The sequence below is a fragment of the Galbibacter kalidii genome (genome assembly GCF_026241135.1).
Lineage (GTDB): Bacteria > Bacteroidota > Bacteroidia > Flavobacteriales > Flavobacteriaceae > Galbibacter.
This window is the reverse complement of the sequence record NZ_JAPFGA010000024.1, coordinates 13,244-37,968: the sequence shown is the minus strand read 5'-3', so window position 1 is coordinate 37,968 and position 24,725 is coordinate 13,244. Positions and strand designations below refer to the sequence as shown.

The window sequence follows — 24,725 nt, the reverse complement described above, 5'->3', positions numbered from 1 at the left end:
AAAAACTTATATCATGAAACAGATACAAAAAAAAATATTTTTAAAAAAATATAGAATCAATGATTTAATATGTAGATGTCAAATACTGAAATTATTAACCTTATTCTCTTTAATCATTGGGTTGACTTCATGTAGCGATTTTGTGGAAGTGGAGCCCCCAAAGAATTTGTTGATATCAGAAACAGTATTTAGCGACCCAGCAACAGTAGAGTCTGCACTAGCCAATATTTTTTATAAAATACGTGAACAAGGTAGTATGGTGTCGGGTAGGTCTGGTATGACAACATTGATGGGTATTTATAGTGATGAACTGGATTACTATGGTTTTGATACCAATAGTAATGAATTGTTTCATCATAATGTGACAGCTTCAAACGCTGTTCTTTTGAGTTGGTGGAACAATGCTTATAATTTGATATATGCTACCAATGATATTATTGGGGGCGTGGAAAATTCAAATGCGTTAAATGCTGAAAACAAAGCACGATATAAAGGTCAAGCCCTATTTGTTAGGGCTTACATACATAGCCTGTTGACTAATCTTTACGGCGATATCCCTTATATAACTTCAACCAATTATTCAGAAAATAATTCAGTAGCTCGTTTACCTGTAGCCGAAGTGTATGAGCATGTTATTTCAGATCTTACAAGTGCCGTTGATTTACTTGAAAATATAAATGTAACTGGTGAAAGAGTGCTACCCAGTCAAGATACTGCTTTAGCTCTGCTTTCGAGAATATATCTATACGTTCAAAATTGGGAAATGGCAGAATCAACGGCAACCCAGCTAATCGGCAAACATAGTCTGGAACCCAATATTAGTAAGGTGTTTTTAAAGGAATCATCAGAAACGCTTTGGCAATTAAAGCCTGGCGATAGCCCTAAAAATACGCATGAAGCCAATCAATTTATTATACAGGCCATTCCCGGGCAGCAATTTGCTTTAACAGACTCCTTATTGGATGCTTTTGAACCAGGTGATTTGCGGCTAAATAATTGGATTGGTACAGCATCAAATATAGACGGTACAGTAACTTTATATTTTCCCTATAAGTACAAAGCCTATATAACGGAATCTCAATCTTTGGAATACTCTATTGTTTTTCGTTTAGCTGAACAGTATTTGATAAGAGCTGAAGCAAGAGCACATCTTGAAAATATCTCTGGAGCACAGAATGATTTAAATAGGATTCGAAATCGAGCAGGTCTATCCAATACTATGGCCAATTCAATGAATGATTTGTTGGAGGCCATTATTCAGGAGCGCCGGGTGGAACTGTTTGCAGAGCATGGACAACGCTGGTTTGATTTAAAGCGAACTGGAAATGCAGGATCGATTTTAAGTTTAGTGAAACCAAATTGGCAGGAAACCGATGTATTGTTCCCAATCCCAGAATCAGAATTAGAAATCAATCCCAATTTATTACCTCAAAATTTAGGGTATTAGACTGTTCGTTTAATAAATATAAATATTATGAAAATGAATTTAAAATTAAATTTAGGAGCTCTGTTAGCTCCAATATTCTTGTTAATTGTTTCATGTACTGAAGAATTAAAATCGAATAGTACTGAGCAAGCGGAAGTTCCTGTTCGGAATATACAAGCTGAAAAGGCTTTTAAAAATATAGATACGTTAAAAGCATATTTTTGTGATTACCCTGAAGAGTGTGAACGTTATAAGAAACTGACATTCATAAAAAAACGAAAATTTGAGGAAAGGGTTACTAAAAATAGGGTACGATTAGCCCAGAATTTTTTGGATTCTTTCCCAAATGATGCTCGCTATTTTGAAGTATTAAGATTCTTTTTTAACCAAAACTTTGAGCCTCGTTTTCTAGTTGAAGAAATACCGGATAGTTTATCAATGTTTTTTTCCAAAGAAATTAAATATGGTACTCCAGAGTATTTTAAAAGACTTAGGTCATTACCTATAGATGTGAAAGCACAGGATGAATGGTTAAATCAAGGTTATGAATTAGCTGAAAAATTTTTGCAAACAAATGCTCCCTTAGAAAAAAAACTAATAATAGAAATGGCTATATTGGGACGAGATTTTCGTCAAGCATTAAGAATATATAAAGGTCTTAACATACAGAAAAAGGGTTTGGAAGCTCGATACTGGAAGGAGTTTGATAAGTTTTATTGGGAGTTCCTACGATTAAGAATAATTAGTATAGCAGAAAAATATTCAGAATTAGAAGTAATAGCTAATAATATAGAACAATTTATGTCTGTTACCTCTCAGTTAACACCACACTTGAAAGAAGAGTACTGGGAAGGGTTTCTGTCTTTAACTGAAGGACATCCTTTATCAAAGAATGCTGGTTTTAAGGCTATTCATGAAATGGCAAAGAAAAACTTAGAAGCATTGGAACATGTGGATTATAACAAACCTTTGGATATCTCATTTACAGCAGTTGATGGAACTAAGATTAATTTAGCTGATTTGCGTGGTAAGGTTGTGCTAATTGATTTTTGGACAATTAGGTGTCCACCTTGTATAAAGGAAATGCCCCATATTCAAGCTATGTATGAAAAATACCGCGATCAGGGTTTCGAAGTGATTGGTTTAGCAGGTAATGGTGACGAGTCAAAAGATCGTGTTCTTGAAATTATAAAAAAGCAGGGAGCAACCTGGCCACAGCGTTTGGATAAAGGAAAAGATGTGATTGTTAGTTACCATTCGTTATTTAATATTAATTCATATCCAACTGTATGGTTGCTTAATAAAGAAGGTATCATTGTTGATAAAAATGCGAGAGGAATTCGCTTAGAGCCTTTAATTAGGCTACATTTAGGTTTAGAAAATTAATTTTTTTCCTGAATTAGTTAAGAAAAGGTGCCCTTTTAAAGGCACCTTTTAAAATAATATAATTACCTACTATGGCTGTGATTTAGTCATAGGTGTAGTATATTCTGGATCTTCAAAAACTTGTTGATCAAGATAGAGACAAGCATCTGGAATTTCTGATTCACAGTCTACTTGAACCTCTATTGGACCTGAGGGACCTTGAATGTAACCAGTGTTAAGGAATGCATCAGCCTCAGTTGCAAAGGCAAAACCAACAACTAATAAAATAGCGAATACTGGTAAAATTGATTTTAAAACTTTTGTTTTCATGATATTTATTTTTTAAAGATTATTGCCTACTCTGTTTACAGGTTTTCGGCATTTCCCTGATTCTACGTAGTATTTTTAATTGTTCTATAATTCTTATTTCTATTTATTAATATAATTCCCCAAAGGGCTAATCCAATAAATGCACAATTGAAAACAATATGTTCTTTCCACCCCAAAGAGGAAATTACGCCACCACAAGAACAAGGAATCGAATTACTTACCCTAAGAACTAATATTATGTATGCAGTGAAAATCGACATCAATGTAAAGCTCGCATATAACGCTGACAATCTATATTTTGGAAGAAAAAAGAGAACGGTAATTATAATTTCCAGAACAGGAACACCCCAAGCAACCCAAAAGGCATATGATGAAATAAACGGGAAATTTGCTAATCGCATGTAGAAAGTCTTAATATTCAAAAGTTTGTTTATGGAAGTATATATAAATAATAGAATAAACAGTATACTGATGATTTCAACAATAGTGTTTTTATGTTTTTGTAGCCATTTCATATCAATTGCATTTATTTGATATTGAATGGTATAAAGTTAAAAAACCAGGACCAGGCACTGGTTGACGCCATGGATAAAAAAATGGTCAGGGGTGTATAAAAAAAGTAGACAAAGTGTCTACCTAAGGCAGTGTTTTTCTGTGGTATTTCTTACAAATAAATCGATTGAAACCCAAAAAATGCCCCAACAAGCCTTAGATAAAGCCCTTTTCCCGTGCTTTGATGGCTAGGTCCCTATCGTTGCCGTCTTCGACCCCGAAGATGAGCTTCAGGTTTCGCTTTCTTTTGGCCACGGCAGCCCTGGAGAGGGAAAGCACCTTTGCGATCTTGTCCATGGTAAGGCCTTTGTCGAGCTCATATAGCAATTGACGGTCGCGTTTGTCAAGGATAAAATCGTTACTGATATAATTCCGCAGGGACTTCAGTACGGTCGGGCTGTAATAAGGCGGATCAAAAAGCAATGCTTTGATGGCCGGACCGAGGTTGCGGTCGTCCATATCCCCTTTGATAAAAAAACCGTCGGGATCGATGCTTTTCAAAATACTTTGGATACGGATATGTTCATTATAGGCCGTGGAGACCACAATGGCAGTGGCCGGGAACCGGTTCCGTATCTCCATGCCGAGATCCTCGCCGGAGAGCATCCCGATATCGGGCTGTGGTGGTAATTGTATGTCCAGGAATACTAGGTCGAACGCAGGGCCCTTGTCGAGGATGGAAAGTGCCTGGGCACAAGTAGTGGCCCTTTGCAGATCAAAGGTGGCGCCCGTAGCGCCTGTAACCTCGTTTAATGCCACTTCAAGGCCCATGGCAATAAGCGTATGGTCTTCTATGATCAGGGTGCGGTACGGTTTTTTCATCATGGTGTGTATTTAGGTTTTATAGGGTATGGCCACGGTCAAGGCAGTGCCTTTTCCGGGGGAGGAATCGATGGTGAACGATCCCTTCATTTTACGGGTTCGGGAACGGATGTTTTTAAGCCCAATGCCCTTGGTGCGTTTACGGGACATCCCTACACCGTCATCCTGTATGCTGACCATTAAGGATTGTCCCTGTATGCTGAATTTTAAGGTGACCACCCTGGCCCTTGCATGTTTGATGCAATTTTGCAGGGCTTCATCAATGCTATAATACAGGTTTACCTTGGCAGGGTTGTCCAAGAGTGCCCAATCGATCCCGGGATCGATATCCATGGCCACTTTAAAGTTTCCGGTCCTGGCCCTTTTTTTGGCAAGGTGGGAAATGATTTCCATAAAATTTACCGGAAGGGAGGCCAGGTTGTCCTTTAAAGAATGTGAGGCATCCCGGACCTGGTTTTCGATACGTTTGAGCTCGGTAAGGTATTCCCGGTGTTTTTTTAGGGTAGCGGCATCGCCATGCAGCTTTAAATAGCCCCAATGGACACGGATACCGTACAGGTCGGCCACCGAACTATCGTGGAGCAGCTCGGAGATACGGATACGCTCTTCGATCTTGCCCTGTTGGAACCTTGCTTGTTGTTTGATGGCCAACAGGTATATTTTTTCATTTGCTTTTTGCTGGAGGGTCTCCAATTGTAAGAGTTTGTTCTTGGCCCGTTGGCGGTAGTAAATATAAAAAAGGACCAGGGTAAAAACCAGCATGGTCGCTATAAACAGGATCCATGCCTTTTGTAGGGAAAGCTCCTGATTACGCTCCATATACTTGTCCGTTTCGTATTGGATACGGGTAAACTTGTTACGGGTCTGCCGTTCGCGCCGGATCAGCCCATCGTTTAAGGAGATATATTCCCGAAGGTACCGGGGCTTTTCAGGAAGGTCCAGGTCGGCCAGCAGTAACAGGGCCTTAAGTACATCGCGGTTGTTTTGGATGTTTTGGGCCGATCGGTAGGCTTCACTGGCCATGTGGATGCCGGCTATGGTGTCCCCCATGTAGGCATGATAAGAAGCCAGGTGAAGTTTGCTGACCACCACCCCTGCACTGTTGCCAGTACTGTCCCTAAGGTACAGGGCACGTTTTAATTCCGGTTGGAGCCCTACGGTGTCCCCCGCCATAAGCCGGCTGTAGGCCCTGTTGTCCAACAGCCGGGCGTAAAGGGCGATATCCCTCTTTTTTAAAAGCGGGGCGTCCAGGGCTTTGTTAAAGAAAGTGATGGCCTTTTGTTGGTCCCCTATTTTTTGGTAGATCAGCCCGATATTGTTCTGGCTGTCGAGCAGGTAAAGCCCAGGGTCTTCCAACTGCTCTAAATATCCCAGGGCCCTGGTATGATAGGTGATGGCCTTGTCGTATTCGGAAAGTTCTTCATAGATCACCCCTAAAAGGTTGTAACAAAGATAGAGCTGCTTGTATTTTTCCTGGGGCTCCAACAGGGTTATGGCCTTAAAAGCCAGTACTTCCGCCCCCGTATAGTCCTTGAGGCGGCTTAGGATAATGGCCATATTGTAGAGGATCTGCCCGGAATAGGAAGAGGGCCGGGACGGGTTTTCAAAAAGGTGTAAGGCCTTCCCGTAATGATAATAAGCACTGTCATAGCGGACACGGGCCAGGTACCAGGCGCCGTAATTCCAATGCGAATGTCCCAGGGCAAAGGAATCCTTTTTTTTAAGGGCAAGTGCCATACTTTTTTTGTTGACCTTTTTAAAGAGGATGGAGTCCTTTTGGCGCAGGGCCTGATAGGCAATCCTCCAAAGGTATTTCCCGGTTGTGGAATCCTGTTTTGAGCTGGAGAGGAGTTTGTAGGCCTGCTTTAAATATATGGAAGCGGAATCGGATTGTCCGGTCTTTGCTTTTGAAATCCATCCAGCAACACGGGCTTCTGTATCGGTATAGGCCTGTCCGGATTTTTGGGAAGCCTTTTGACATCGGGTGGGCAAGACCATCAGCGCTATACCGAAAAGAAGTACAGCAATGCGATATTTGACCGTATCTTTCTTCAAAATAAAATATGAAAAAGTAGGTTTGAGGGATGTTTATAGTAAAGGGATGCCTAAATATAGGAAAAAGGCTTTAACAATATTGTTAAAGCCTTGTGTTAAAAGATGTTAAAGTCTACAAAACCGATCAAAAAGAGGTTTTAATCCCTGTCGTTGTCGGGCCGTATACTGGAATCGTCGCCCGTGGCCAGTACTTCCGGGTTTTCTTGCAGGGTTTCTGCCTCCGATCCTGGCGGTGTACAGGCACCAAGGGCTAGGACAAGGCCCCATAAGGGGAGCCATTTCCATAGAATTTTCATAATACATATTTTTTTAAGTGAAACAAATTCAGTAAGGCCTTATAAAGAGGCCCGCTTATCCTGTCCAATGGTGCACTGTGGAAGCATTAACGGCTATTGGGTGTTAATGCAATAGCAGCTGTTACAGGGACTAAAGTAAAAGGCTTTGTTTTTATAATGGCCTGGAAAACGATGCTTTCAGGCAACGATAGGGCCGTGGCAGTGAAACCCCTGTTTTTGGCAGGGAAATGCTAAAGTGCAAATTTCAGGAGCCTGGCCTGGATCGTATCGATGTTTTTAATAAAGGTGCGGGTAAAAGGGATGGGGAGGGGATGGTCTTTGAGGTAGCAGCGGGTTTTCCCATAGTGGATCCGTTCCACATAATGCGAATTGATGATATAGCTTTTGTGGATCCTTAGAAAATGAGCCGGGAGTAAATCCCCAAAGGTTTTAAGGGTATCAAAACCACCAATCACGGAGCCACCTGCCATATGGAAATCCGTATTGGTGTTATCCCCTTTAAGAAAGAGGATCTCACCGGTATCCAGGTAACGGTAGTCCCTATAGGAATGAATACAGAGCAGTGGGTGTCGCATATGATTATGGGCTCCTTTCCGGAATTTTAAAGCGGCTTTGAGGATGTCAGGTGCGGAGGGTGGGCATAACAGGTAATCAAAGCATTGGTGCTTGATGGCCGGATAGGCCTTTTCCCTCGTCCGGGAGAGGGCAATAACCCTCGGCAGGGGAATGTTATATAGGCGCAGTTCTGTGATCCAGTTAAAAGGGTTTTTAAAGATGCTGTCCACGTTCATAAAAATAAGGTCCGGTTGTTTGGTCAGCAGCAGTGCTATGGCCGTATCCGGATCGTGGGTGCATCCCAAGCACTCAAACCGGCCGGTAGGGCCCAACACATTTTTAATGGATCCCACGGTGCTTTTTTCTTTTTCTATGATCAGATAATGTGTCAAGATGGTGCGTACAACGAAGAAAGGGTGAAAGGTAACAAGCCTTGGGCAAAGACAGGTTGACACCCGGAATAAAAAAAATATTCATCATGGATAAAAAAAGTATACGCTCTGCACTAAAAAAAGTATTTACAGGGTCAACCCGGGATTGGTCCTTGATGGATATCTTATAAGGCCACGGACTTAAGGGATCTGTTTTTCTTGGCTTGTGTTTGGGATTGTTTTATCAATTATCTCCGGGCAAGCCTGTCCACGGACTATCGCTAAAAGCTATGGCCGCCGGGGACCGGCAAAGGCAGGCCTGCCTGCCGACAAAGGCAGGGCAGTCAGGTTAAACCCATCTGGTGGGATTAAAAAATAGGACCATGGAGGCGTATGAAAACATCGTACAGGAATTGAACCGGTTTTTGCAGGAGCTGGAAGCGGACGAGGGGGATATCCTTAGCCGAGCAGAAAAAGGGATCCGCCTGGCTGGTCGTACGATGATGCAGCTCAAACAAAGGGTGATCGATAAAGGTTTTGTAAGCCAAGGGGACGAGCGGCATTTTTTCAAAACTATCAAACCCCAGGTGGCCAGCCGGCTGATCTACTATTCCCGGCTTTTTGCCATTGAAAGCAAACGCCCCCGTAGCAGTAAGAAAGCACAGAAAAAATATTTTGAAGGGCATATCGATAAACTACAGGGGTACTTTAACGACCATCTGGAATTCTACCATTATTACCGCCGGGGGGCTACGGTGTTCGACGATCAGTTTTTTCTGCGGGGCAAGGCCGATATCCGCCTGCATCCCGATACCTATCATTTTTTTACCGACCGGGAATTTTCCACCAGCCACGACAGTTCGGTGGCCATGATCATTGCCTATGATATGCTGATTGTATACCTGAGGAAGGAGATCGAAGCCCTTGACCAGAACCGGAACAGCGGGGGTATGACCCACCTAAGACGTTCCATTCCCAAACTGTTCTGGACAGCCAACAAGGTGGACCTGATCGAACTGATCTATGCCCTACAGGCCTCAGGGGCTATCAACAGTGGGACCATGGAGATCAAGGAGCTGGCCCTGACCTTTGAGGCCCTTTTTGATACCGACCTGGGGGATTACTACCGGACCTACCTTGAGCTGCGCTCACGAAAGATCCACCGTACCCGGTTCCTGGACCGGATAAAGGCCGGTTTGATCCAACGGATGGAGGATGCCGACCTCTAAAGGGTAAAAACGACTGCTTCCTTTTACTTTTCATCCATAGAAAAATTTACAGGCCATTGATTTTTCATGATTTATGCCAAATGGCCATGGCTTTTATTGATTCATTGCCCATGATGGGCTTTCCTATTATTTTTTCTAATGGAACTTGGGTATACCTTGGGTATTTTTTACCGGGGGTACACCGCGGTAAGATTCGCGTATCCCACAGTGGCTAGGGGTTATGGAGGGGCTTGTTGTGATTTTAAAAAAATGTGATATAAAAACCCAAGGTGTGATTTTTTAAAAGGATGGCATGTCATAGGATTTGGAGCGGTTTAAAAGGGTGTCCTGTAGGGGCATAGTCATAAAATAGCCCAAAACAGACCAAAAAAAAATGTACGGAAAAAAACACCCAACTTGGGTGCAGCTTGTGGATAAAACCCATTAAGCCTTTTCATATTTGCCTAACGAAAGTCAAATCAGTGCGCAAAGCCGTCATTTTAAAAAAGCGTAACTCTATGGCGGCTTTGTTTTTAAAATTATTTACAAATGGGAGCAACTATTATTACCACCGAAGACCTTATGGAGTTCAAGCTGGAACTCCTGGACGAGATCAAACAGGTATTGCAACAGCAAAGCGGTCATCCTACCAAAAAATGGCTGAAATCCAATCAGGTCAGGGAACTCTTGGGGATTTCCCCAGGAACTTTACAGAACCTGCGGATCAACGGCACCATCCCCTATACCAAGGTGGGTGGGATACTGTATTACGATTACAGCGAGATCATGGATGTATTGGAGAAAAACCGGGTGCGTAACCGATTTTAGGCTTTGGAAGCTATCAATTATATCAAGCACCTTAATGGGGCCTTGGAACAGTTTTCCAAGGACAGTCGGTTAAACCCGACCCATATCAGCCTGTACATTGCTTTGTTCCAACTTTGGAACAACAATTTTTTCCGGGAGGGATTTTATATCAACCGGGAAGAAGTGATGCATTATGCCAAGATAGGCTCTACGGCCACCTACCATAAATGCATCAAAGAGCTCAGCCATTGGAAATACATCCACTACATGCCCTCCCACAACCCGTTCAAGGGAAGCCGGGTGAAGATGTTCAATTTCGGAACAAGTACTGAACAAGCAATGAACGACAGCCGTACCAAAAATCAAACAAGTGCTGAACAAGCACTGGTACGTATAAACAAACATAAACAAACTATAGAAAACCATAACAAACGGCAAAATTTTCAAAAATCAAATCCGCAATTTTTGAAAAATAAGAACAAACCTACCCCACTTGTTCAAAACCGGGACAACCTCAAAACAAGTTCGGACAAAGACTATAACGAACCGTTATGAAGCGAGAGCATCCACATATCATCATTGAGGGCGGTGTGCAATACCAGTTGGGAAAGCTCAAAGGCAATTGCATCCGGTATGATTTTGAGAAGATGCTCATTTACCTGGATGCCAAGGGGAAATTGATGTTCGGTAAGAAATTCAAAATCCACAAGGAAGACCGGGAGATCCTCTATAAGCTTTGCTCGTATTTTATCAGGGATAAAGCGACTTGTGATCAATTCGGGATAGATATTGAAAAAGGCATTTTACTGACCGGCCCTGTGGGCTGTGGAAAAACATCGCTGATGCGGCTGCTGAAACACATGGTGCCCCACCGAAAACCATACGAGGTCATCCCCGCCCGGAACATTGTTTTTGGGTTTAACAACATTGGATATACGGTTATCGAGCAATACGGGGACCACCGGTTTTATTGTTTTGATGACCTTGGCGTGGAACCCACCGGAAGGCACTTTGGCAAGGACTGCAACGTGATGGGTGAAATATTGCTTTCACGTTACGACCTGTTTCTCAAACACAGGGTAAAGACTCATGCCACGACCAACCTCAATGCCCGAGAATTAGAGGAACGCTATGGCAACCGGGTTCGTTCCCGGATGAGGGAGTTGTTTAATTTAGTGGCTTTTGATAAAAATGTGAAGGATAAACGGGTGTGACTAATTTTGGGAAGATACTATATTCAAAAGTGAGAAATGATGCAGCCCAAAACAGCTATTTGAGGATAGGGATTTACAGTTGTTGATGTTTGATAAACGGATTAACTACGACCACAGAAATAGAGTTCCTTATAGCAGTAGCTACTTTTGTTGGGATTTTTTGCCGAATCAGATTGTTATGAAGGAGTTGGAAAGGCAAAAAACATAACAGGTTAAAGTCCTAGCGGATATTATGGAAACTTCATTGACAACATTTGGAAAAACAAGGCAAAAAGTTGCCGTTACCCCACCAATTTACAGTATAAAGATTTATATTCGTGATTGAATAAAAAATAAAAAGTTGTGTGCTATGCTAAAAAAAATTAAATATTGAAAACAGCATATCATTATAAAGATACTATTGATAGAAATTATCAAGGCATTGTTTGCGATGAACAAGAATACCTTGATCAATTGAAAGGACCGGTAAAAGACAATCTTATTGATCGGGAACAACGAGATGAACTGCTTGATAGTTTAAAGACGTTAAAATCGGATACAGGTTTTGGCACAAACGATCAGCTATTGGCGGACATTCAAGCATTAGAGAACAATGAAGTAAATACTCAGAATTTTCGTGTTGGTGAGGCTTATGCTGAAATTGTACTGGAAGAAAATTTTCAATGTAGGTTCCATTGGAATGAGTTAAGAGATGCCCGAAATCCAAAAGGAAATAAAACCGGAGCGGATCTGGTGGGTTTTATTGAAATTGATGGCCAGATACTCTTTTTGTTTGGCGAGGTAAAAACTTCATCTGAAAATGCGCATCCCCCACAGGTAATGACCTACCAGGATGGAATGGAAAACCAACTTTGTGATTTGTGTGATCATCCTGAAAAGCGCAGAATTCTGATAAGTTACCTTCAGAACAAAGCAAGACTATTTGAAGATGGACATCAGTTCAAAGACGACTTTAGTGCAAGTATTAAGTCCTACTATGCAGAAAATGGCAGGTTCCAATTGGTGGGTGTGCTGGTCAGAGATACAGATCCGGTCGAAGAAGACGTTTCAGAAAGCTATCATCGAATTAAGGACCAAATTCTGGTGCCAACAGGACTAAAACTATTAGCACTGTATGTCCCGGTTAAAAAATTAGAATGGCTTAAAATAATGAATGGGACCGAAGAATGAGCATTGAGCTGAAATATAACCATCTTGAACAATCATACCCTGATATGCTTGAAGGGATAGGCACGCTCATTCAAAAAGGGAAATTGTCAAGTCGATTTGAATCGGTTGAACTTACAGAAGAGGATATCCAACAACTAGAAAAAGCCAAGGAGCTTTGTGAGTTGAAGGTTATTGAGTTGTGGGATAATAGAGATTCGCAGCAATTCAAAGCGCTTTGTGCTACCTATTTTGATATTGCTAGTCAGTTACCGGAAGACGCAGCAAGCGAATATTATATTTACAAGCAGATCAAGCTAATTGTCTTCGGGTATTTAGGGGAGCATTGGCATTTTGTCCGGCAATATCTGAAATCGAATGCTGAACAAATAGAAAATCTGGAGGCAGCTAACGACTGGAATAAACGCTTACTTACCCTGTGTTTTAAAGCGTTGGTTGGTCTTGTAATCAAGGAAAACTGGAAGGGTATTAGTCAATCTGTTCGATTGATTAATCAGTTACGAGAGGAACAAAATGACTTTGAAAGTAACTTTCTCGACCAGGTTAACGAAGAAAGTCGTCCATACGGTGCTGCTGAACTGGTAGCCTTGTATCACTTTGCCAAAAGCATAGATGTTCTTGGGAACTACTTAATTGAAGGCCGCCCTGTTGAACCGGAAACGCAACTTCACTATCACCTAAACCTTTCTCGGGAGTTTGCACAAAAATCCGGGAATATCAGTCTTGGATTGATATTTCAGTTTTTTGAAGCTCTAGCGGTAAAAATGGTACGTAATACCATTTGGTATACCACCAGTGGCGTTAATCATTGGGTTACGGAATTCAATAAGTTCATTACTCGCAAGGAAGCGAAAGGTGTATTTGAACTACTCTATCCACAACGTGAATCCATAAGAACGGGACAATTATTAAACCCTGCACATAAAGCAATTGTAGTAAACTTGCCTACTTCCAGCGGTAAAACTATGATTGCCGAATACCGCATTTTGCAAGCGCTTAACGAATTCAAAGAAAGAGGTGGCTGGGTAGCTTATGTTGCTCCTACCAAATCATTGGTAAATCAGGTATTCATTCAACTAAAGAGGGACTTTAGTGAATTGGGGTTGGTTGTTGAAAAAGCAAGTGGCGCAATTGAATTAGATGGGTTTGAACAGCATTTGACAGAAGACAATGGCAATCAAACTGAGTTTGATGTATTGGTTACAACCTATGAAAAGTTGAATCTACTTGTCAGACAGGGTTTGGGAACAAGTGATGACCGACCAATGGTACTGACTATAGTTGATGAAGCACACAATATAGAAGATCAAACAAGAGGGCTAAATCTTGAGTTTCTGCTAACCACTATAAAAAATGATTGCCGGGAAGCCAACTTCCTGTTGATGACACCTGATATTTCAAATTCTCCCGATGTTGTGGACTGGTTAGCAGGAGACCGGGGGAATGTAATCAATTTAGAACTGGATTGGTGGCAGCCGAATGAACGGGTGGTAGGTGCTATTGAAGTTGAAGGCAAAGGAAGAAACTATGATCTGAATTTAAAAACGCTTCACACCAATAAGGGTAGTTATGAAATAGGTGAATCTATTCCATTGCATCGCTTTACGGACGCTGATGAACCAAAGTCTAAGTTTTATGGAGGGAACGGCTCCAAAAAGAAAGTGGCTGAAAAAATGGCTTCACAGATGCTGGACATCCGATCCCCAATTATTGTTTTAGCCCGACATCCCAATGAGACTTATGAAATTGCGGAAACGCTTTATAAAAATGCAAAGACAGATTTTGAAACAGATACGGATGTCGATTTATTGAAGCGCCTCGTATCATCGGAACTTGGTAATGATTTCCCATTGGTTAAATTATTAGATCGTAGAATTGCCGTCCATAGTTCTGCATTACCCGATGAGATTAGGTTTTTGATTGAAGACCTGATGACACAGGAAAATAAACTCCAGGCTTTGGTCGCTACAACTACTATTGCCCAGGGTATTAATTTTCCTGTTTCTGCCGTCATTATGGGTTCTTATAATTATCCTTTCATAGGAAACATGCCTGTTCGCGATTTTTGGAATTTGGCTGGACGCGTTGGCCGTGCGGGGCAAGAACAAATGGGTTGGGTTGGTATTGCTCTTAAAAATGATCAGGATTTACATCCTGTTACAGAATATGTAAAAAAAGCTTCTGATGATCTCTTATCCCAATTGGTTGGAGCGATTGACAATGCACTTCGTCATGCAGATGAAAATTTTGAGAGATGGCTTTTTGTGGATGAAAGATGGTCTGCCATTTTGCAATACATATCCCATTTAAGAATGCAAGTACAGCGGCAAGATGAATTCCTCGCTCAACTGGAACAAAAGCTACAGGGAACTTTTGGATACAGACAACTACCGCAAGAAAAGAAAGTATTTTTAAGAAGCAAAATCAGAGGTTATGCAAGCAGTTTAACGAAGGCTGAAGCTAAAATATCTGATCAGACCGGGTTTTCTACCATTTCTGTGCGACAAATGATTGGAAGACTGGCAAATTCGGGAATTACTCCACAAGACTGGAATAAGAATCAATTATTTTCTGAACAGAATCAGAGTATGCAAAAACTCATAGGTATTATGATGAATACTTATGAGATTCGGAAGTCCATTGAAGAACTTAGTCCTGGTAATTTGGTACTAGATCGTACCAGTATTGCACGTTTGGTTATTGACTGGGTCAATGGTCGGGATATTGCGAGTATAGCTTCAAGAATTTATCCAAGTGAAGAATCACAGAAAGCCATTCAAAAAACTACGAAAGCTCTCTATAAAGTTGTAGCGAATGCAGCCACCTGGGGACTTTCAGCATTGCAACAAATGCCCACCAGTGGTTCAGATTGGGAAAACCTTTCAGATATTGAGAAAAAGCGCATGGCCAACCTTCCTGCCTATTTGCATTATGGAGTAAATACAGACGAAGGAGTATTGATGCGAAAGAATAATGTGCCAAGAAGCGTAGCTAATCGTCTCGGGGAATTATATAATGCTTCTGTTGATGGGGAAATATTTAGTCAACCTACATCATCTGTTTCTAATTGGATTGGTCAACAAAACGTGGATACCTGGAATCGGGTTCGCCCAGCTAATTCTCAATTATCAGGTGAAGACTACAAAAAGATTTGGATGAAATTGAATGGTTTAGCTTAAACACACTACATGGTATAGTCATAATGTGGGCTGAGTGGTTAAAATTAAGCTTTTTACTCCAAAACAAACTTTGTACAAGGCGTAATGCGCTACACATACTTGGGTTGACAATAATCAAAAAGATTGAAACAAATAGAATTATAATATTCACTTTTTGATCAGTTCGGAAATAACCACCTCTTCTTGTTCTACGATAATTTTATCCTCAAAATCCGTTTAAAAATTTCAACCAAAATATCCCTGAGGTTCTTTATAATCTCCACAAAAAACGCTTTCATAATACTGCAGTTTAAAATTCAACAATTCCTGATATAATAGCTAGGGCCAAAGTTCTGGCATTCCCGTAATCCAGTAAATACCCGGACTCATCACCGTTGGACAGAAACCCCATTTCCAGAAGGACAGCTGGACAAACCCCAGCAGTTTCCCGAAGCACCTGAAAATCGGCAAACTTCACCCCCCGGCTTTTATAGCCAAGTTCCTCCTTCAGCCCCTTCTGTAACTGATACCCCAACCAAACCGACTTTTCTGAAAAAGTGTTTTTTTTTCATAGGCATACATTTCAATGCCTTTTGCCTTAGTGTTATCAGAATGGTTGCAATGCAAGGATATAAATACATCTGCATTTAAAGCTTTGACCAGTTTGGTTCTGTCCGATAAGGAAACCAAGGTATCCTTGTAGCGGGTCATATAAATATCCAGTTGTCCATCAAAGAGCGTTTTATTCAAGCGAAGAATTTCTTTGGCAACATTTAAAGTGACTTCACTTTCTTTTACATCATCTATGCCCATGGCACCGGAATCCATCCCACCGTGTCCGGGATCGATGACTATGACCTTTTTATCAGTTGAATTTTGCCCATAAGCGATATACATTTTCAGCAGTAAAAACAGGAAAATGATATTTTTGAACGTTTTGGCTTTCCAAGGTTTTGAGGTTATCGACATGGGATTTCCGTTTTTCCATACAATTAGGAGTCATTCATAATCAATAAAACAACATTAACCTCTTTCAATTCTGTACCATAATTTCCAAGACACCATATCTTCAGGATTGATGACTTCATTTGACTTTGGACCGTATTCTCCATAAATGTCAGTAACTTTTTTACAGAATATACGGGAATACTTTCCTAGGGTGTCATTGGGATCAAAAAGATCTTTTTCTGACCCAATGATTTCTACTTTTAAATCATCGGTAACATATCCTTGAAAGATTATCTGATTTAAGTGAACCATGTTCTTATTTTGCTTATCCGATATTTTTATGACTCCTTTTTCAGGGAAGCGATGTTTTTCTTCTTGCCCACCGTTATTTGAGGAATGAACATGTGATTGGAAAACTAATTCCCCCCGGCCTTTAATAAAGGTGTCCAAGTCATCAAGAATTTGTATTTTTTCAAGGACTACACGTAATTTCTGGCCTTGATAGGGTTCCATCCCTCCTGGATAATCGGGATTAGGAAATGAAGTCGGATCTTTCCATTGCTCACCGGCAGATTCTGCAAGCGCCTTGGCCCGTAAACGCAATGTGTTTACCCGATGCTGTAAAACCGGATGCCAATGGTTGCTAGGAGGCAATAAGCTCCATTGGTCAAAGACATGTTTTAATAATCGTGTTTCGTGTTGATAAATTTCTTTGGCTACTTTTACTTGAATATCTATTTGGAACCCACCAACTATTTGTTGGTTTCCCCCGCGGATGTGTACCACATCAACTTTCCAGTTCTGTCCTTTTTTTATCCCTTCGGGAAGTTCAATAGTTATCACTCCTGCTATTTTACTTCTTTTGATTGGTGGTATTGGTAAATAAGTAACATCATCTGTAATAAGTTCCAATGTATGGCTATCAATAATTTTGACATCTTTTGGGGCATGTCTTATATTCCTGATATTAAGGATGCTTTCACAATTAATATTAGGCAAATAAACCCTTGCCGTTGAACCATTTGGAATATCACCCCATAAAATCATAAGTTCATCTGCCCATTGTGTTGTCCCTGTCCATCGGGCATTATCAAAAACCAATGTGTTTCCGGTACGCTCCCTTGCTTGGGCTTCAGGAATGAATTTTTCCCATTCCTTCATGGACACATTCGGTGTGTTCATAGCAAGTTCAACAGCTTCACCTTTAACACGGTTTTCGAAATCCCCTTTTGTAAGGAACCTTAACCCGCTCAAAGTGTCATTATTCAACGTTGGCTTTTCGTTGCGGATATGGGTCAATGATATTTCTGGTTTTTTATCGGGATTTACAATGACTTCCTTAATCCTTTTCCCTAAACCCATTTCAAAACTATGTTCTACAGAATGTGTAATAGGTGCGCCTGGGTTATCTGTGGTAAGGATCATTAAATTTCGCTGTGCCAAATTATCGGAAACGGCCGGTGTATCCCCGATATCGGTAGGATCACTATCATAGTTGACTTCAACGACCATACATTGATGATGGTCTAACATTAATGTGGATATAGGTTGTAAGGGATCAGACCCTGTGAAGCCGCCATCAGGATGAGCGGGAATAAAAGTAGCCGGAAACCTTACGTTCGAATCGTTAATATCCAGGAATACCCCAAAATATAAAATCTGTTCGTTAGGGGTTCCAGAGGGGAATGATTGTACATTCGGATCATCAGTTTGGGTGGTCATTGAAGTTCCGGTAGGTATTCTGGGAGATGCAAAAAACGGAATAGAAATCAAATCGTCACCCGCATTGATTCCACTATAACCCAAAAGAGGGATTTTCACACCACCCCCGGCATCGTGAGTACTGTAGCCATGATGTTGGGCATCATCAAATATTAAGTTGGATGCCGAGTATCGGAACAATCTAAAAAATGCACGCACATTTGCTGCACCGGCGTTACCTTGCAGGCGTACTTTGGCCAATGCAAAATTGTATACTTTTTTAGTGGTTCCACTTGTTTGGTCTGTTATTGTATCGAAGGGCAGTAAGGTCGATTGCGATTGGTTAGTGGGTAATCCGTCAAATGTATCACCTCCTAGACCTGTACCGGAATTGAGTTTTGTAATAAATGTTTGTACAAGTGTATTAGGGTTTGTAGTGTCGGTAACTGTTTCTCCGAATATGGTATCACCATCCAGTACGTGAAATACACGTGTGTCGATACTCAACCAAGAGGTTGCCCCATCTCTCATATACGGATTGGCCGCTTTGAAGAGTTTAATTTGTGCTGTTTCATTTGATGCATTGCCCGAACGATCGTATGCACTTACGCGTAGTTCTACATATCGTTCTGCTCCTTCGGACAAGCCAGTGAACGCCCCATTGGGCGATTCAAAAATAATGTCATATGAATACGTATATCGCTGAGGCAAGTTATCAGCTTGGGTAGCATCTTCAAGTAAGGGACCATTGTTTAATTCTATTCTTACTCCGGTCACAGGGGCATTGGTAACGGTATCCCAAAGAACGACTTCAGGTCTATGTGCACTATCACCAAAAATTCCAGAGGCAGGGACAAACCCTTCTAAAAGCCCCCTGACTTCAGGAGCAACTTCAGGATATGAAGCCCAATCAATTGGATTGGCATTGGTTGTTTTATCTTGTAGGATAACATAAAAGGCATTTTCGAAACGGGCTTCTGAACTTGGGGATAACGATTGTGATGAAGTAACTTGATCTTCCCCAAAACTACTCAGATCCAGATATAAATCAATTTCAGGTCCTTCTTTTTCCTTGATCAAATCAATATCAATAAAATCAGTTTCAACAAAATTGGGGTCTGAGCCATCTGTCACCGTTAAAGACCCACTTATGCGGATCCGGTTCGCTACAAAACCTACCGCAGGATTAGCTCTTGCAGGGTCATCAGATTGAAATGCCGATGTAAAGTCAAAATCAATGGTAAAATCGGTGTTAAGATCAAAATCGTCTCCGGTGCCTGTATCTCCAACAGTATAGGTATGTGTTGCTTCAGGGATGGTTTCAATAATAGTGTTGGTACTATCATCAAACACTTCAGCTTTAAGCCGCATAGTCAATGGTCTATCATAAGGGTCTTCAATACTATATTTTATACGAAGACTGCCTGCCCCTGATGTAAGGTCCAAACCATTTATTGCATTTGCAGGGGAAATGCCATCACTGGACAACAATGGGTCCCTTATTATTGTGATAGCTTTCATTCCGGGCCAGTCTGTCCCTGATGAAAAATCTACGGGATCGAATACTTTAACGCGTAGCTTTTCGGTATTGTCATAGTACCCAAATCGTGGTTTCCGCCAATACCACTGGCTGTCAATCCATCCATGCCAGGCATGAAACCTGGGAACAAAATTATTGTGGTTTAAATCTGTTATATCGGAATTTGTAGTATGTCCTGGACCATGAATTCCAAACATAGTATTACCAATACTATCTACATCTGTTAAAGCCAGTAACTCATCATCTGTATCCCCATTACTGGTGTTTATCCAAGGATTCTCTAGGTTTTCTGACCAAGTACTTGGATTCCCTGCTCCGGGAGCAGGCCATCCATTACCGCCATTATACAGGTTTATCGGCTTTACCGGTAGTTGCCCCGTCCTGGATAACCACCTAGAGAATAGTTCGGTATGGTCATGGTGAAACTTTATAAATTCTTCCCCGCCACTCATGCCTATTCCTCCACCTGAGGTGGTTTGCCCTGCCGATGATTCTAACCCAGGCGTTGGCTGGGTGTTTTGTCCAGTGGGCGCATTACTACCATGCCAGTTGGCATGTAGTGAATTAAAGGTTTTGCAAAATGGAGTTGAAGATAAAATAGTGCCATCACGATCGTACATAATGGTAGAAGGAATAACAACTTCACCTCGATATTGTCTCCTTATATTGTCGGCAAATTTCAGGTAACTCCAAAAACGATAACTAAAAGGATCTTTAGGTAAAACACGTAATTCGATACGACCAGAACCCGAACTCGGAGTAATCATATCATACCTGTCACGAAAAGCTTCTCCCAAAGCATTTAACGATGGTATGGACATGGGATTATCCAAAGGATCTCCAGTCAATGGATATTCCTCTCCTACAGTCCACGGCTCTGTGTCAGCACCATTCCATATAGTAATAGGTGGTAAATTGTTGGTTGATAACCAGTTTTCATAAGCGGGCAATAAACGATCCAAGTAATGTTCTATCCATTCAATTCCCGAAGGGCTCGGATTAGCAGTTAGCCAGTCTCTGTGATTTGGATTAACAACAGATTCTGACCCTGTAGCATATATTAGCCTTGAGATAAAATCAACAAAAGATTCCATGATGTTTTGGTTTAGAAGGTTAGATAATAAAGGTAGTCTATTGGTAGCGTACGATTCCAAGGGTATTCCACCTTTTTGGTAGGGGGTAATTCCCTTTTGTTTTTAGGGTTAAGATACCTGGTAAACAACATTGCGTGTTCTTAATGGTGATGAAATAGATCCTTAGAAAAGTATACCTATTAAAAGGCCGATACGGTAGCTATTTTTGTCAAATATATCTTACCTGAAAAAACACATATTTTCAGTAGCAAAAACAGAAAAATGACGTTTTTGAACGTTTTGGATTTCCGAGTATTTCGAGTTATCAACATACCGTTCCTGTTTTTACATACAATTTGAATCCATTTGGCATTAAAAAGACACAATCTAATCCAAACAATATTTTATTCACAAATATTTGATTATCAGTATTTTGAATTGCAATATACAGTAATTTTCACATATCAAAACCAAGCCAATTTTTAAATCCTTTTTGATATGAAAAAAGCACTGTACTTCACACTGTTTTCACTACTGATTGCAAATTCCGTTTCTGCCCAGATCGGCGGCATCGAGGATTCGGTGGGCGATATTTCCGATACCATCCGTACCATTTTCCCAATTATCCTCGGGGTTATCTTTTTGGTGGGTTTCCTCTTTAATGCAGGACATTTCTTTGGCGAGAACGCCGACCTGAAAAAAGGGATTACACGCGTGCTCATCTTTGTACTGATTGCGGGTGCCGTGGTGGGTATCTTCACTTACCTAATCGGAATCGTAGTCTGATGAAAAAGTTCGAACCCTATAAAAACATCCGCAAGCGCGCCATGATCATGGGACTGCCCTTGTCGCTGTTCGCCTTACAGATGATTTCGGTGATAGGCTCGCTACTTATCATCATCTTTTCCTTTAGCCTCGGGGTCATCGTGTCGGTATTGGCACTCAATGCAAAGCTGTTTATTGCCCTGACCCATATCACCAAGCACCCGGGGTTGTTGCACTTTAAAAAAGTGTTCCCAAAAACATTGAGCAATAAAAAGCAAACCAACTTATCTTATGAAGAAGATTAATTTTTCTGCATATCACCCAATTTTGGACATACAAGGCCATACGGTGTTTGCTTCCAATGGCAATGTCGTGTTGTGTTACGGTGTTTCCCTCCCGGAAATCTATTCCCTGTCGGAAGGTGATTTCGAAGAACTGCACGGAGCGTGGTTCCAAGCCTTTAAATCATTGCCCACCGGAACGGTTATCCACAAACAGGACATATACCGGAAAAAACGTTATACGGCGGAAGAACTTCCCAATACCACTTTCCTGCAAAGAGCCACCCACGATTATTTTAAGGGACGGGAATATATGGGACACGACAGCTATCTGTTTTTTGTCCTGCCAATGGACAAGGCTTTAAAAGCCTCTAAATATGTAAACCCCTTTAGAAAAAACGAAAAAGGTATCCATAAGAAATTCGACCATCAGGTCAATGAATTTATCGGTGCGGTAAACGATGCGGTGTCCTTTATCAATAACAGCAGGAAAGTGTCAATGACACCAATGGGCCAGGACACGATTATGAAACTGACCCATTCATATTTCAATGGGTTTAACGAAGGTTTTGATACGGACATCCAGCTCGCCAAAAAAGGGATTTCCATAGGTGACCACCATTTTGACGTATTAGCGGTGAACAGTGAACTTTGTTTTGGGGAGGTGATACAAAGTAGTAAGGTCAATGACAAGTTCACCTCGGACGACTTTACTTTCCATCAAGGCTTTATCGACGGATTGGGATTGAACCTCAATGAAAACCATATTGTTAACCATATCATCTATCTGGACGACAAATACAAATGGCGAAAACTCCTTGACAAGAAAATCGAGGAACTGAGCAAAAGCTCCAACTTCGGTACTCAGAACAAGGTGGTGCTGAAGAAAATCAAAGACATCGTGGACAAAATCAACGAGGATGACAGTTCCCGTATCATACGTGGTCATTTGAACGTTATCTTTTGGGATGATGAAGCCGAACAGCTTGGCAGGATTGCTTCCAAAATCAAGACCGAGTTTAAGGAACTGGACATCGTACCCTATTACCCTAAGGGGGAGGAGCGAAAAGCTTATTTCCTGAATTCCTATCCCTGCTTTGCTTCCAACTTTTCCAATGAAGATTTATATGTAACAGATTTAAAACACGCTCTCTGCCTGTACATCAACAATACCAATTACCGCTCCGATGCCACCGGGGTCATCTTTAACGACAGGCAGCACAACATCCCCGTACTGAAAGATGTATGGGACGAAAAGAAAAAGAGAATCAAGGCGCGGAACTTTGCCATTTTCGCCCCTACGGGTGAGGGCAAGTCCTTTTTGGCCAATAATATGCTCCGGCAGTATTTTGAAACCGGTGTCCGATTGGTCATTATCGATCTGGGTGGTTCTTACTCCAAGTTTGCCAAACTCTATCCCGATGACCATATCATTTTACGGTACGAACAAGGAAAAAACCTCGGTATAAATCCTTTTTATATTTCCAGTCAGGCTGATCTGACTCCGGAACGATTGGAAGACCTGACGATATTCTTGTTGGAACTGTTAGCGGAAGGCAATCAGGTTTCCAAGGGCAAGGAAGTGGCCATGAAAAAAGTGCTGTTACACTATTATGCCCAAATACGGGACTCCCATTCGTTGGCATCCCTGTATGAATTTGTGGACGAAAACAAAGACACCTTGATTCAGGATTTGGGCGTTCGGGAGGAACATTTCAGCACCTATGGTTTCCTACATATCCTTTCGGAATATGTGGGTGATGGCCTGTACAGTTTTCTATTCAATGTCGGTGAAGACCAAACCTATAAGATCGAGGATAAACGCATGATCGTCTTTGAACTTGATGAAGTCAAGGACAACAAGGAAATCCTTTCGGTGATGCTCAAGCTTATCAAGTCGGCCATCCAACGTACCATTTGGCGGAACCGTTCCGAAAAGGGCATTATCCTCTTTGACGAGTTTGCCAAGCAACTCAAATTTGGCAACGTCCTCGAAAGCGTGGAGTTTTACTATCAGGCTATCCGGAAACAGAACGGGGCCATTGGCATCATCCTTCAATCCATAAACCAACTGCCGCAGAACAGTACCTCGGCCAGTATTTTGGAAAACACTCAGGTTATCTACAGCCTGCGGAACGAAAAGGGCTACGACGAACTCCAAAAACGGTTGAACCTGTCCAGTCATGACTTAAATCAGTTGCGCTCCATAAGGAACAACCTGACAGGTGATAGGAAATACACCGAGATGTTCATCAAGATCGGGAAAGAAAGCAACATCTTCCGTCTCGAAGTGCCCCGAGAAGTCTTTGCCGCCTACCTGACCGACGGCTCCGAAAGCGACCGCATAATGTGGATTTATGAAAAGACCAACGATATGGAGAAAGCCATTAAAGAATTTATCAAGCAGCAGCCTTAGGCTGAATAACCATTAAAATCGAATTATTATGAATTTTTCAAAGAAAAATCACGAACACCATAGAACAATTAAATGGTTAGTGAGTAAACAACTTGTTAAAACAACCACCTTAGTATTAGTAGTGACCCTTGTCTTATTCCTGCCCGGCCGTGCTACGGCCCAGGGGATGCCGGTGTATGACAACACCAACTTTATCAGTTTGGCCAAGCAATTGATAGAATCTGGCAAGCAGACTTCGAACCTGTTGAAAACCGTAGAGTTTTTAAAAAAGCAGAAAAAGCGTATCGAGCAGGTAAGTGACGTTATCCAACAACTGAATGCGGTACAGGAGCTCATACAGAACAACCAACAACTCTTCAATATGGTGCAGGGCGATTTACAGGACATCCTGAACTCTCCCTATATCAAGCCCGACGAAATCAACAGGGTCATTGAATCCTTTGAGGACATCATTGAGCGCTCCATGGAAAGTGTGGAGTATGTCAATAAGATACTGACCAGTGATTACCTGAAGATGACCGATGCCGAGCGGGCTTCGGTATTGAAGGACTATGAAACCCAGTCCGATGAGATGGTGGCCGAGGTAAGCTCCAAAACCAGACGGTACAAGGAAATCATTTCCTTTAGGAAAATGCAGGACAGGATCAACAACCGCGAAACACAATACTAAGAGCC

The 24,725-nt window shown here is 41.5% G+C and carries 20 protein-coding genes; 12 read left to right on the top strand and 8 right to left on the bottom strand.

The window, feature by feature from the left end; genetic code table 11:
• Positions 1–13 precede the first annotated feature (13 nt).
• Both OOZ15_RS18250 and OOZ15_RS18245 read left to right on the top strand, forming a co-directional pair.
• Positions 14–1,447, top strand: coding sequence for a RagB/SusD family nutrient uptake outer membrane protein (locus OOZ15_RS18250; RefSeq protein ID WP_265957887.1), 1,434 nt, complete (start codon positions 14–16; stop codon positions 1,445–1,447).
• A 33-nt stretch (positions 1,448–1,480) separates the two neighbouring features.
• Entirely contained in the window at positions 1,481–2,812 is a 1,332-nt protein-coding gene (locus OOZ15_RS18245) for a TlpA family protein disulfide reductase (protein ID WP_265957886.1), read from the top strand.
• Positions 2,813–2,881: 69 nt separating this feature from the next.
• On the opposite strand, the gene OOZ15_RS18240 is transcribed toward OOZ15_RS18245, so the two are convergent.
• The 5 genes from OOZ15_RS18240 to OOZ15_RS18220 form a co-directional block, all read right to left on the bottom strand.
• Positions 2,882–3,121, bottom strand: coding sequence for a DUF6520 family protein (locus OOZ15_RS18240; RefSeq protein ID WP_265957885.1), 240 nt, complete (start codon positions 3,119–3,121; stop codon positions 2,882–2,884).
• Between the two features lie 62 nt (positions 3,122–3,183).
• On the bottom strand, positions 3,184–3,636 hold the full coding sequence (locus OOZ15_RS20355; RefSeq protein WP_265957884.1) for a MauE/DoxX family redox-associated membrane protein: 453 nt from the start codon (positions 3,634–3,636) through the stop codon (positions 3,184–3,186).
• Positions 3,637–3,829: 193 nt separating this feature from the next.
• Entirely contained in the window at positions 3,830–4,498 is a 669-nt protein-coding gene (locus OOZ15_RS18230; RefSeq protein ID WP_265957883.1) for a response regulator, read from the bottom strand.
• Positions 4,499–4,507: 9 nt separating this feature from the next.
• On the bottom strand, positions 4,508–6,550 hold the full coding sequence (locus tag OOZ15_RS18225) for a tetratricopeptide repeat-containing sensor histidine kinase (protein WP_265957882.1): 2,043 nt from the start codon (positions 6,548–6,550) through the stop codon (positions 4,508–4,510).
• Between the two features lie 526 nt (positions 6,551–7,076).
• The gene (locus OOZ15_RS18220) at positions 7,077–7,754 is read right to left on the bottom strand and encodes a LytR/AlgR family response regulator transcription factor (RefSeq protein WP_265957881.1); all 678 of its coding nucleotides are present in this window, start codon (positions 7,752–7,754) and stop codon (positions 7,077–7,079) included.
• Between the two features lie 401 nt (positions 7,755–8,155).
• Here OOZ15_RS18220 and OOZ15_RS18215 point away from each other — a divergent pair, with 401 nt between their 5' ends.
• From OOZ15_RS18215 to OOZ15_RS18190, 6 genes are all read left to right on the top strand, one after another.
• On the top strand, positions 8,156–9,001 hold the full coding sequence (locus tag OOZ15_RS18215) for an RteC domain-containing protein (RefSeq protein ID WP_265957880.1): 846 nt from the start codon (positions 8,156–8,158) through the stop codon (positions 8,999–9,001).
• 528 nt (positions 9,002–9,529) lie between these two features.
• Entirely contained in the window at positions 9,530–9,808 is a 279-nt protein-coding gene (locus OOZ15_RS18210; protein ID WP_265957879.1) for a helix-turn-helix domain-containing protein, read from the top strand.
• A 3-nt stretch (positions 9,809–9,811) separates the two neighbouring features.
• On the top strand, positions 9,812–10,342 hold the full coding sequence (locus OOZ15_RS18205) for a hypothetical protein (RefSeq protein WP_265957878.1): 531 nt from the start codon (positions 9,812–9,814) through the stop codon (positions 10,340–10,342).
• Positions 10,339–11,001 (top strand): P-loop NTPase family protein, encoded by a 663-nt coding sequence (locus OOZ15_RS18200; protein WP_265957877.1) that lies wholly within the window; start codon positions 10,339–10,341, stop codon positions 10,999–11,001. Before OOZ15_RS18205 ends, OOZ15_RS18200 begins: the two co-directional genes overlap by 4 nt.
• A gap of 369 nt (positions 11,002–11,370) precedes the next feature.
• Positions 11,371–12,171 carry a hypothetical protein gene (locus tag OOZ15_RS18195; RefSeq protein ID WP_265957876.1) on the top strand — a complete coding sequence of 267 codons (801 nt, stop codon included), beginning with the start codon at positions 11,371–11,373 and terminating at the stop codon, positions 12,169–12,171.
• Positions 12,168–15,347, top strand: coding sequence for a DEAD/DEAH box helicase (locus tag OOZ15_RS18190; protein ID WP_265957875.1), 3,180 nt, complete (start codon positions 12,168–12,170; stop codon positions 15,345–15,347). The genes OOZ15_RS18195 and OOZ15_RS18190 overlap by 4 nt, the downstream gene beginning before the upstream one ends.
• A 289-nt stretch (positions 15,348–15,636) precedes the next feature.
• Here OOZ15_RS18190 and OOZ15_RS18185 read toward each other — a convergent pair whose 3' ends face one another.
• Genes OOZ15_RS18185 through OOZ15_RS18175 form a run of 3 tightly spaced genes read right to left on the bottom strand, consistent with a single transcriptional unit; the run spans position 15,637 to position 20,609 of the window.
• Complete coding sequence (locus OOZ15_RS18185) at positions 15,637–15,861, bottom strand: N-acetylmuramoyl-L-alanine amidase family protein (protein ID WP_265957874.1); 225 nt, start codon at positions 15,859–15,861, stop codon at positions 15,637–15,639.
• Entirely contained in the window at positions 15,834–16,295 is a 462-nt protein-coding gene (locus OOZ15_RS18180) for an N-acetylmuramoyl-L-alanine amidase family protein (protein WP_265957873.1), read from the bottom strand. The genes OOZ15_RS18185 and OOZ15_RS18180 overlap by 28 nt, the downstream gene beginning before the upstream one ends.
• Positions 16,296–16,349: 54 nt before the next feature.
• Positions 16,350–20,609, bottom strand: a complete 4,260-nt coding sequence (locus OOZ15_RS18175; RefSeq protein WP_265957872.1) for a hypothetical protein — start codon at positions 20,607–20,609, stop codon at positions 16,350–16,352.
• Between the two features lie 477 nt (positions 20,610–21,086).
• On the opposite strand from OOZ15_RS18175, the gene OOZ15_RS18170 reads away from it, so the two are divergent.
• The 4 genes from OOZ15_RS18170 (at position 21,087) to OOZ15_RS18155 (ending at position 24,720) form a co-directional block, all read left to right on the top strand.
• On the top strand, positions 21,087–21,374 hold the full coding sequence (locus OOZ15_RS18170) for a hypothetical protein (protein WP_265957871.1): 288 nt from the start codon (positions 21,087–21,089) through the stop codon (positions 21,372–21,374).
• Positions 21,374–21,658: a VirB3 family type IV secretion system protein gene (locus OOZ15_RS18165; protein WP_265957870.1), complete on the top strand. Its 285-nt coding sequence runs from the start codon at positions 21,374–21,376 to the stop codon at positions 21,656–21,658. The genes OOZ15_RS18170 and OOZ15_RS18165 overlap by 1 nt, the downstream gene beginning before the upstream one ends.
• Positions 21,645–24,050, top strand: a complete 2,406-nt coding sequence (locus tag OOZ15_RS18160) for a TraG family conjugative transposon ATPase (protein ID WP_265957869.1) — start codon at positions 21,645–21,647, stop codon at positions 24,048–24,050. The genes OOZ15_RS18165 and OOZ15_RS18160 overlap by 14 nt, the downstream gene beginning before the upstream one ends.
• A 166-nt stretch (positions 24,051–24,216) precedes the next feature.
• On the top strand, positions 24,217–24,720 hold the full coding sequence (locus tag OOZ15_RS18155) for a conjugal transfer protein (RefSeq protein ID WP_265957901.1): 504 nt from the start codon (positions 24,217–24,219) through the stop codon (positions 24,718–24,720).
• Positions 24,721–24,725: the final 5 nt, after the last annotated feature.

What these genes read in the sequence shown, in the direction of transcription:
- OOZ15_RS18250 (WP_265957887.1), top strand. Translation starts at nt 14, where the DNA reads ATGAAACAGATACAAAAAAAAATATTTTTAAAAAAATATAGAATCAAT.
- OOZ15_RS18245 (WP_265957886.1), top strand. Translation starts at nt 1,481, where the DNA reads ATGAATTTAAAATTAAATTTAGGAGCTCTGTTAGCTCCAATATTCTTG.
- OOZ15_RS18240 (WP_265957885.1), bottom strand. Translation starts at nt 3,121, where the DNA reads ATGAAAACAAAAGTTTTAAAATCAATTTTACCAGTATTCGCTATTTTA.
- OOZ15_RS20355 (WP_265957884.1), bottom strand. Translation starts at nt 3,636, where the DNA reads ATGAAATGGCTACAAAAACATAAAAACACTATTGTTGAAATCATCAGT.
- OOZ15_RS18230 (WP_265957883.1), bottom strand. Translation starts at nt 4,498, where the DNA reads ATGATGAAAAAACCGTACCGCACCCTGATCATAGAAGACCATACGCTT.
- OOZ15_RS18215 (WP_265957880.1), top strand. Translation starts at nt 8,156, where the DNA reads ATGGAGGCGTATGAAAACATCGTACAGGAATTGAACCGGTTTTTGCAG.
- OOZ15_RS18210 (WP_265957879.1), top strand. Translation starts at nt 9,530, where the DNA reads ATGGGAGCAACTATTATTACCACCGAAGACCTTATGGAGTTCAAGCTG.
- OOZ15_RS18200 (WP_265957877.1), top strand. Translation starts at nt 10,339, where the DNA reads ATGAAGCGAGAGCATCCACATATCATCATTGAGGGCGGTGTGCAATAC.
- OOZ15_RS18190 (WP_265957875.1), top strand. Translation starts at nt 12,168, where the DNA reads ATGAGCATTGAGCTGAAATATAACCATCTTGAACAATCATACCCTGAT.
- OOZ15_RS18180 (WP_265957873.1), bottom strand. Translation starts at nt 16,295, where the DNA reads ATGTCGATAACCTCAAAACCTTGGAAAGCCAAAACGTTCAAAAATATC.
- OOZ15_RS18175 (WP_265957872.1), bottom strand. Translation starts at nt 20,609, where the DNA reads ATGGAATCTTTTGTTGATTTTATCTCAAGGCTAATATATGCTACAGGG.
- OOZ15_RS18170 (WP_265957871.1), top strand. Translation starts at nt 21,087, where the DNA reads ATGAAAAAAGCACTGTACTTCACACTGTTTTCACTACTGATTGCAAAT.
- OOZ15_RS18165 (WP_265957870.1), top strand. Translation starts at nt 21,374, where the DNA reads ATGAAAAAGTTCGAACCCTATAAAAACATCCGCAAGCGCGCCATGATC.
- OOZ15_RS18160 (WP_265957869.1), top strand. Translation starts at nt 21,645, where the DNA reads ATGAAGAAGATTAATTTTTCTGCATATCACCCAATTTTGGACATACAA.
- OOZ15_RS18155 (WP_265957901.1), top strand. Translation starts at nt 24,217, where the DNA reads ATGCCGGTGTATGACAACACCAACTTTATCAGTTTGGCCAAGCAATTG.